The sequence below is a fragment of the Methylobacterium sp. E-005 genome (assembly GCF_022829725.1).
Taxonomy (GTDB): Bacteria; Pseudomonadota; Alphaproteobacteria; order Rhizobiales; family Beijerinckiaceae; genus Methylobacterium.
The window spans coordinates 130,957-139,051 of record NZ_JAKSYG010000219.1 but is presented as its reverse complement, the minus strand read 5'-3'; the positions used below and the strand labels follow the sequence as shown (position 1 = coordinate 139,051).

The window sequence follows — 8,095 nt, the reverse complement described above, 5'->3', positions numbered from 1 at the left end:
GAGGCGACGATGAGCACTGTGGGACCCCATTCCATCGTTCCGTTCGGCGAGGTTCAGGGTCTCACGGCGGCCCTGGCCGGCGCCTTCGCCGAAGGGGTGGATCTCGGGCCCCGTGGGGCACAGATCCGCGCCCTGGGGGAGTCACTCACAACGATGATCGAGGCGTTGCGACCCAAGCTTGCTGGCTTTGGCGAGCGTCTGCAGATCGACGAGATGGAGTTGGATCTCACGCAGCTCAGCCGTATGGCAGAGGCCGCTCGCGCCTATGGCATAGGCGAGGCTGGTTGAGGTTACTGTTTGCAGAGACAGGCCTTGAGCCGGCGCTTGCGGTCTCTAGTCCCGCCGCATCGCACCGACCCTTACGCGACTGCCCGGCCGAGGCGTCACAAGCGAATTCGGAGAACTGGGCCGGATGCGCCTGTCGTCGCTTGCTTACCCGTGCTGGGCCGCGCGGCGTCGCGAACGCCTCGGGCATGTATGCGGGCAGGTCGGGTACTGTAGCAGCCGTGCAAGGCGATGTCGCCGTTTCAGCTAGCATCGGCGCCGATTAGCGCGACTGCGCCTGCAATGCCGCCTATGCTTTCAGATCTGTTGCGCACAGAGAGAAAATACCGCCCATCGTACCAATGGCTCGCGAAGCAATAGCAGATTTATACGCCCAGACCGACTTACGTTAAGCGGTGCGGGCTTTAGAGGCGATAGATACTATCGCCAATACAGTTCTTATTCAGGTTGTAGCCGTGTCGATTTGCAATCTACGGGTTCCGCTCCTTCGCTGCGCTGCTATGGCGTTCGTGGTGGGGATAGTTGCGCTCGGACCGGCCCAGGCCAGCCTTTCGAGCGCGATCAGGGTCGTCCTGCAAAAGGGTAGGCACTACGATCCCACCGATCTATTCCTGCACACGGGCGACACCATCACCCTCGTCAACGGCGACGACAACGCCGTGCATCACGCCTTCATCGAGGCCGATGGGTTCGCCTTCGACGCTGGCGATCAGGAGCCCGGCGAGCAGGCCACGCTGACCCTCAAGGAGCCGGGCGACTTCATCATCCAGTGCGGCATCCACCCCAAGATGAAGCTCACCCTCCACGTGCAGTAGCAATCTTCGTCGGTGACGCTCGATTAACCAGAGTTTCCTACATGGTTGGAGCGTCGCTCCGTCGAGATAGGAATTCTACCGGTGCCGTTGTTCGACGCTGACCTACGCGCCCTCATGGCGGCCATCGACAGATCTCGCGCGCGGATCGAGTTCGCCTCTGACGGGACGGTACTCAGCGCCAACACCCTGTTCCTCGACCTGATGGGCTACACGCTCGCAGAGGTGAAAGGGCAGCATCACACCCTGTTCGTCCCCGTCGTCGAGCGTGACGGCGATGCGTACCGCGCGTTCTGGGCTGCTCTGCGTCGCGGCGAGGCGCAGACCTGCGAGTTCAAGCGCGTCGCCAAGGGCGGGCACGCCGTCTGGATCCAAGCGACGTACAACCCCGTGCTCGACCGTGCCGGACGGGTCACCCGGATCGTCAAGTTCGCCACCGACATCACCGCGCAGGTTACGCGCAACATCGACCACGACGGGCAGCTTGACGCGCTGCACCGTTCGCAGGCGGTGATCGAGTTCGCCCTCGACGGTACCATCCTGACCGCCAACCAGAACTTTCTCACCGCAGTCGGCTACCGCCTCGACGAGGTCCAGGGCCGTCACCACAGCCTGTTCGTGGATTCTGCCGAGCAAGCCGGTGTGACTTACCGCGAGTTCTGGGCGAAGCTCGGCCGGGGCGAGTTCGCCTCCGGCGAGTTCCGTCGCATCGCAAAGGGTGGACGCGAAATCTGGATCCAGGCCACTTACAACCCGATCCGCGATCGAGAGGGTGTGCCGGTCAAGGTCGTCAAGTTCGCCACCGACATCACGGCGCACAAGCTCCAGACCACCGATGCGGCGGGCCAGCTCGCGGCTGTCAACCGCTCACAGGCCGTGATTCAGTTCGCGCCCGATGGCACCGTGCTCGATGCCAACCCGAACTTTCTCCAAGCGCTCGGCTACCGGATCGAGGAGATCCGTGGGCAACACCATGCCATGTTCGTCGAGCCCGGCTACGCACAGACTCCGGAGTATGCAGTGTTCTGGGAGCGCCTGCGCGATGGCGAATTCTTCACCGGTATGTTCCAGCGCTTCGGCAAGGGTGGCCGCTCGGTCTGGATCCAGGCGAGCTATAATCCGATCTTCGGCCCCAACGGTCGTCTGATCAAGATCGTCAAGTACGCCACCGACGTCACCGCCAACATGGCGGCGCGGTCCGTAGCGATCGAGGCGGCCGAGAAGACCCTGGATCACGTCCAGGCGGTGACGGATGCGGCCGAGACGATGAACGCGGCTGCGCAGGAGATCTCGCATAGCATGGCGCAATCGAAGACCGTCGTCGACGACATTCACGGACGTGCCGGCGAGGCGAATGCCGCCACGGAACGCCTGCAGGCTGCGGCTAGCGCGATGGGCGGCGTCGGCGCAGTGATCGCGGGCATCGCCCAGCAGATCAACCTGCTGGCCTTGAACGCTACGATTGAGGCAGCGCGAGCAGGTGCCGCAGGCAAGGGCTTCGCCGTCGTGGCGACAGAGGTGAAGGAGTTGGCGGGTCAGGCCGCGAAGGCGACCGATCGGATCAGTGGCGAAGTCACGGCCATGCAGTCTGTGTCGGGTGAGGTGGCGACGACCTTGGCGACCATCACCGCGGCGATCGGCATGATCAGCGGGCACGTCGATGGCGTGAGTGGCTCGATGGACGAGCAAGCGCGCGCGACGGGCGAAATCCTAATGAGCATGCGACAGGCGGCCGGCGGCGTATCGAGCATCAGCACCAGCCTGGATGATTGGACCGTCGGCATGGAGGAAAGGCGCAACGAGCGTCGGACCCGTGTTCTGTTGGCAGCGACCATTACCACGTCCGGCGGCAGCTCTATCGCGTGCTCCGTCCGCGACTTGTCGGATGGCGGGGCGCGACTGCACGTGCGCAGGCATGCTCAGGTTCCAGAGCGGTTCGACTTAACCCTCGATGGAGACGGTCGTCGGTTCAGCTGCGAGGTCCGGCACCGCTCTGACGCCAGTGTCAACGTACAGTTTCGCTCGTCCGCCCAGAGTGCGACGGCACGCGTGGCGTGATGATACGTAGAGGGCGGCCCGTTCAGGGTCATCCCTCGACGTATCAGGCGACGTACTGCTCCCTCGCTCCCATCGCTGCTTTGGTGTGAGCGTGAGCGACAGGACGGAACGCGCGCACGAGGTCAGCGTCGAGGCGGCCTGCCATAGTCTCCAAAATGGCATAGGCCTTCGTCGCTTCCATCGGAGCCTTGTACGGCCGCCGTTCGATCAGCGCGGCGTGGATGTCACAGATCGTCACCAGCCGGACCAGGTCGGGGATCTCGGCCTCCTTCAGCCTATCGGGATAGCCAGACCCGTCCAGCATCTCGTGATGCGAGCGCACGACCGCGAGCAGCGATGCGTCGAAGCCGCCGGCAACGAGCATGGCGTGTCCTTCGGCCGGGTGCGTGCGCATGACGGCAAATTCAGCCTCATCGAGCTTGCCCGGCTTGTTCAGGATCGCGGTCGGGATCTTCGTCTTGCCGACATCGTGCAGCAGGGCGGCTTTCGCGAGGTGGTGACGGTCGGCTGGCCCTAGACCGAGCGCGCCCGAGAAGGCGACCGCCAATCCGGCGACGAGCAGGCAGTGCTGGTGGGTGACGTCGTCGAAGCGCTGCACCGACTGCACCCAGTCGTGGACGCTCGTCTCCCGGATGGCTTGCACGATCAGCTCAGTACCTGTCTCGGCCACGGCCGGGGTGACCGCTTGATTGGAAAAGAAGGCATCTGCCAGGAAACTCTTCGCACGGAGCGTATGTCTTTGAGCGGCAGCCGCGGGCAACCAGGTTCTGCTCATCGTTGCGAGCTTGCCGGTGATGAGGTGGCCGGCAGCATTCGCGGCGAGTGTATCGGTCGCGCCGAGGATCCGAGCCTGTGCCTCCGCCCGTGCGGCGTTGCCGTGAACGAGGAAGAGGTACGGCACTCCCTTGCCGCGGGCTTGATCCAAGGCCCGACGCAACCGCACGAGGGCCTCGGAGTGCAGGCCCTCGACGTCGCTGAGGATCAAGCGGGCGCCCGCGGTCGGTAAAGCCTCGTCATAGAGGTCGTGGACGCGCCATGACCCGCACTCGACGAGATCTCTGGCTAGGCGTCGTCCGCGATGGACGTCGTCGGTGATCAGCAAAAATTCGCCCATTGCGATCGCCTAGAGGATGACACGTTCGTTGAAGGTCAGCGGTCCGAACGGCAGGCGAAACGCCACGCCGACACCCTCGGGGGTGTGCCGCACCACGGTCGCGTAGCGCTTGCCCACCGTCACGGTCGCGCCAACCTGCGGCCGCTCGTCCAGAAGCAGGGCGGCCCCGGTCATGGACAGATCGGCAACGAGCGCTTTGGCGGCGCGGGCATCCAGCAGATGGACTTGTACCTCGCGGTGAACTGGGACGATGCGGGCGGCCTTGCGCTGGTCGTGCCGGTCGTCGGCAGTTCGTAGCCAAGCAAGACGCGCCTCGATGCGAGAACGACGCTCAGCGTTGGCCACAACTTGGAATACGAAGCCGCCACGTCGCCCGTGCAGCACGACACCATCCATCAAGCCGATGTTGTCGAGGTAGCAGGCAACGCGCGTCCCGGTCTTGGGAAGAGGCCCTTCGGCGAGTCGACGCAGCTCAATCTCATCGGTGGCTGATACGTCTGCGAGGCACTGCACATCCTCACCCCCAGCCACGCAATATCTACCCATGGTTGTAATTTTGAATTGGTCTGGCACGGAAGTTGTCCCTCCAGGTTATACAACGGAGGGTAGCAACAGCCAGGTTTACGACTCGTCATAACCTCAACGATACGCACGCCGTTCAATTTCACGAGGGTGCGATCGTAATGGCTTGGCGGACGATCGTCTGTGGCGTTCGTTTCATCGTCCGCCATCAGATCCTCACCGCATGGCTCGGCCGCCTCCACCATCTGCGCGGATACTCGTTAGTCTGATCGGTCGAGGTCGACCGCTGCCCCTCGGCAGCCGATCTGAAAACTCTCACGCGAGGCCTACTGCGGCATGAGGCTGATCACGGTCGGCTGACAACGAAGGCAGATAACGGCTGTGCAGCTTACTCGCGATTGTCACTGATGATGGGCGTCGTGAGAGCTATGGAAGGCCCATTGAAGCGCGAGACAGATGACACAGTTGCTTTCTGCCGGATGCAGTTCACCGCGTCTCGGCAAGGAGATATCTCATGCGTTTCCTGACCCTCGCCGTGCTCGCCGCCGCCGGTTCGGCAGTCCTGTCACTCCCCGCAGCCGCCGTGCCGGCCGGCCCGGTCGCTGGCGTCTCGTCGCCATCAGATATGCTCACCACGGTGCGAGCGAAGCGCCATCGCAAGAAGCGCGCGATGATGTCGAACTCGCAGATGATGAAGCCCGGCGCGAGTGGGGTGAACAACAAGACCCCTGGTGCGCCGGCTGGTAGCGGCGGCGGCAACGGTGCTACGGGCAGCAATGCCGCTCCCAGTGGGAAGTGACGTTCCTGAGACAGACAGAGATCGATTTTTATTCTAGGCAGATCTCAGTTCGTCCAGAGACCACGAACCTCCTAAGCCCGCCCGGTCCGCCGCGGCGGGCTTTTCTTGGTCGGCACGTCTAGCAGCCGGATCGGCAGGATGCGGACCGGACTAGGATATCGCTGTCGCCGATCGTCGTGACACTGATGAGCTGCTCGCCGCGCTTCCACAGCATCGAGCAGGCTGCCGATCCAAACGGCGCGCAGGTTTCAGCCTCAGGGTAGGTATCGCATGTGATCTCGCGCTGATCGCATGACCGGTTCGATGCCGCCACCGGCTGCCAACCCAGCGCAAGGAGCGAAACGCGTGCATCCGAGTAGAGGGTGCTCGGCTTGAACTTCGGCAGCTGCTCGGCAGCCTGCGCTCCGCCAGCAGCCACGACGAGAGCGAGGGCAGCGAGGGCTGTGCGCATGGTGGGAGGATAGCCGCCGCTCCGTGGTCGACAATCCCCTTGAGTACGGCATGCTGCACGGCAAACGGATCATCGTCGACGTCTGTATCGGCACAGCCCGATCCACAACCTTGACCGTAAACCGCTGAACAGGAGACAACCGCGCATTGAAGCCGGCCTTGGTCATGGACTGCTGGATGCCACGCAACATACCCTATGTAATGTGCCGCTATCGGATGACTGTTGATGAGAGTCCGTTAAGTGGGCGTGAGCAGCTTAGAGCCTTAATGGACATACGCGGCACAGTTGTCGCGCATCGTAAATCAGATCCTAGTCCAGACGATGCCGACACATTAATCATGAAACCTCAGGCAATTGAGGTAATTGAAGACAATGTCTTGACTTGGTATGTAGGCCAGCAATTAACGGGGCGATCCGAAACATTATATGATCGCGAGATTGACGATCTGCGAGAGGAATGGAGCGGGAGTAGTGCTGTGAAATACGCGCGGTTTGTCGCCATCCCTAGACTTGGCGTAGTTGCCATAAGCGACAGAACGGGTGATAACCACATTAATGCAAGTTCTGCTATCAGTCGGATGAAAAGTGTATTTCGACAAGCCGTGCGGGGTGGCGACATCTGGATCGAGCTTGCTGCGTCTCATGCCGATGCTCAGAAAGCGATTCGAGATTGGTCGCTCTCTCGATTCGATTTTGATGTGCGGCCATTCAATCCCCACCCGCGGCATCCTGGCGAAATTCTCAGCAGCCTCCTCGCCCGCGATAACATTGGGACACTAAGGGCACGCGCTACGCCGGCACCAGGTCGGGACATGAAGGCGAACGATGGCGGGTGCATCGAGGAGGCGGTTGGATTAGCTGAAGCCGGATATGGACAATACGGGCTTCAGGGGACGACAGCAGAAGGCCGCCAAGTCGCATTGCGTAAACCGAAGTTCGATCTAGATAAGGAACGCAATCAGAACATCCAGCGCGCACCCCAGCAGTTGCGCGTCTATCTTGAGCCACAAGAAAGCGAGCTAGCGGAGCTTGCAGAGGCAGCCGCGGCGCTGATTGAATTCTATGGCGGAGCATGACCTCAAGCGACCCACATTCCTAACGTTATGGCTTGAGAACCTCACGGAGGAAAGCCGGAGCGGGAACGTGGTGCGCCTAATCCCATGGTGGATAGGGCTATTTCTGCTAGCAGCGCTATTTATCCAGCGGATCGTATCCGTAAAATTTTATTCCGACGCAAGCGTTGGGATACCAATATATGCAGGGATACTCACCTTAAATGGACTGTTGCTTACACTTGCTTGGAATGCATTTGCAAAAATATTCGAGAATATTTGCGCACCAAAGTTTTCTACTTATTTCCGAGAAACCGGAGTGTTCAAGATATACCTTTACCAAATAAGCTACGTTCAAGCGGCCCAGATCATAGCTGTTGTGCTGAGCGGTGCAGCCTTAATTGCTTTGGCGGCAGCAAACCCTCCGGCCGGATTGAACGAATGGTTGTTTATCGTAGTTTTGGCTAGTACTGGCTATGCGCTGAAAGAGGCTGTAGGTGCTGTAACGATCCTGCATGATTTGATCTGGTATCGATCAATCTTCGACGCTCATCAAGAGCAGAAAAACAGCAAAGTTACGCGACTAAATGCTCAAGGTCGATAGTATATCTAGCGAAATAGAACGTCGATTACGATTTACGATGACCGCTACTATTATTCCTCAGCCGCACCCCCGGCTCCTCGCCGTTCTTCTAGATGAATATGACGCCGGCGGCTTCGAGGGCGCCTTCAATTCTGCGGCGACGGCTCAGCGGCGGCAGCGCCAGCCTCGGGAGCCGGGCCGGTATCGAGGCTGGCGCTGGCCAAAGCGGCGGCCCAGGCGCTTGCGATAAGGCGAACCTGCTCGATGGCTTCGGCCCGCGTGAACGGCTCATCGCCGGCGTCACCGCCCCCATCTGACCAGGCGACGAAACCGGTGCGCCGGCCTTTGGCGTCCTCGACGCAGGCCGCGTCATCGAGGATGCAGATGCGAAGCGGAAGTGTGAGGCCGAGCGTAGGCAT

The 8,095-nt window shown here is 61.2% G+C and carries 10 protein-coding genes; 6 read left to right on the top strand and 4 right to left on the bottom strand.

Annotated elements, in window-relative coordinates; translation table 11 throughout:
• The 3 genes from MKK88_RS26670 to MKK88_RS26660 all read left to right on the top strand — a co-directional run.
• On the top strand, window positions 1-288 hold a 288-nt coding region (locus tag MKK88_RS26670), incomplete at its 5' end, for a hypothetical protein (RefSeq protein WP_244005191.1).
• Between the two features lie 497 nt (window positions 289-785).
• Window positions 786-1,100 carry a hypothetical protein gene (locus MKK88_RS26665; RefSeq protein WP_244005189.1) on the top strand — a complete coding sequence of 105 codons (315 nt, stop codon included), beginning with the start codon at window positions 786-788 and terminating at the stop codon, window positions 1,098-1,100.
• Between the two features lie 81 nt (window positions 1,101-1,181).
• Window positions 1,182-3,155 carry a PAS domain-containing protein gene (locus MKK88_RS26660; protein ID WP_409566714.1) on the top strand — a complete coding sequence of 658 codons (1,974 nt, stop codon included), beginning with the start codon at window positions 1,182-1,184 and terminating at the stop codon, window positions 3,153-3,155.
• Between the two features lie 43 nt (window positions 3,156-3,198).
• Here the strand turns inward: MKK88_RS26660 and MKK88_RS26655 are convergent, their stop codons facing one another.
• Complete coding sequence (locus MKK88_RS26655) at window positions 3,199-4,269, bottom strand: HD-GYP domain-containing protein (protein ID WP_244005187.1); 1,071 nt, start codon at window positions 4,267-4,269, stop codon at window positions 3,199-3,201.
• A 9-nt stretch (window positions 4,270-4,278) separates the two neighbouring features.
• Window positions 4,279-4,842: a PilZ domain-containing protein gene (locus MKK88_RS26650; protein ID WP_244005185.1), complete on the bottom strand. Its 564-nt coding sequence runs from the start codon at window positions 4,840-4,842 to the stop codon at window positions 4,279-4,281.
• 463 nt (window positions 4,843-5,305) lie between these two features.
• Here MKK88_RS26650 and MKK88_RS26645 point away from each other — a divergent pair, with 463 nt between their 5' ends.
• Window positions 5,306-5,590, top strand: coding sequence for a hypothetical protein (locus MKK88_RS26645; RefSeq protein ID WP_244005183.1), 285 nt, complete (start codon window positions 5,306-5,308; stop codon window positions 5,588-5,590).
• Window positions 5,591-5,708: 118 nt separating this feature from the next.
• Here MKK88_RS26645 and MKK88_RS26640 read toward each other — a convergent pair whose 3' ends face one another.
• Window positions 5,709-6,041, bottom strand: coding sequence for a hypothetical protein (locus MKK88_RS26640; protein ID WP_244005180.1), 333 nt, complete (start codon window positions 6,039-6,041; stop codon window positions 5,709-5,711).
• Between the two features lie 176 nt (window positions 6,042-6,217).
• Between MKK88_RS26640 and MKK88_RS26635 the strand changes: the two genes are divergently transcribed.
• Together MKK88_RS26635 and MKK88_RS26630 are read left to right on the top strand one after the other, a co-directional pair.
• A complete protein-coding gene (locus MKK88_RS26635; protein ID WP_244005178.1) occupies window positions 6,218-7,117 on the top strand; it encodes a hypothetical protein in 900 nt (299 codons plus the stop codon).
• A gap of 67 nt (window positions 7,118-7,184) precedes the next feature.
• Window positions 7,185-7,697, top strand: a complete 513-nt coding sequence (locus MKK88_RS26630; RefSeq protein WP_244005177.1) for a hypothetical protein — start codon at window positions 7,185-7,187, stop codon at window positions 7,695-7,697.
• 125 nt (window positions 7,698-7,822) lie between these two features.
• Here the strand turns inward: MKK88_RS26630 and MKK88_RS26625 are convergent, their stop codons facing one another.
• The gene (locus MKK88_RS26625) at window positions 7,823-8,095 is read right to left on the bottom strand and encodes a hypothetical protein (protein WP_244005175.1); all 273 of its coding nucleotides are present in this window, start codon (window positions 8,093-8,095) and stop codon (window positions 7,823-7,825) included.

Coding starts and splice junctions, on each gene's coding strand:
- MKK88_RS26625 (WP_244005175.1), bottom strand. CDS start 8,095: ATGCCTACGCTCGGCCTCACACTTCCGCTTCGCATCTGCATCCTCGAT.
- MKK88_RS26665 (WP_244005189.1), top strand. CDS start 786: ATGGCGTTCGTGGTGGGGATAGTTGCGCTCGGACCGGCCCAGGCCAGC.
- MKK88_RS26635 (WP_244005178.1), top strand. CDS start 6,218: ATGCCACGCAACATACCCTATGTAATGTGCCGCTATCGGATGACTGTT.
- MKK88_RS26640 (WP_244005180.1), bottom strand. CDS start 6,041: ATGCGCACAGCCCTCGCTGCCCTCGCTCTCGTCGTGGCTGCTGGCGGA.
- MKK88_RS26645 (WP_244005183.1), top strand. CDS start 5,306: ATGCGTTTCCTGACCCTCGCCGTGCTCGCCGCCGCCGGTTCGGCAGTC.
- MKK88_RS26655 (WP_244005187.1), bottom strand. CDS start 4,269: ATGGGCGAATTTTTGCTGATCACCGACGACGTCCATCGCGGACGACGC.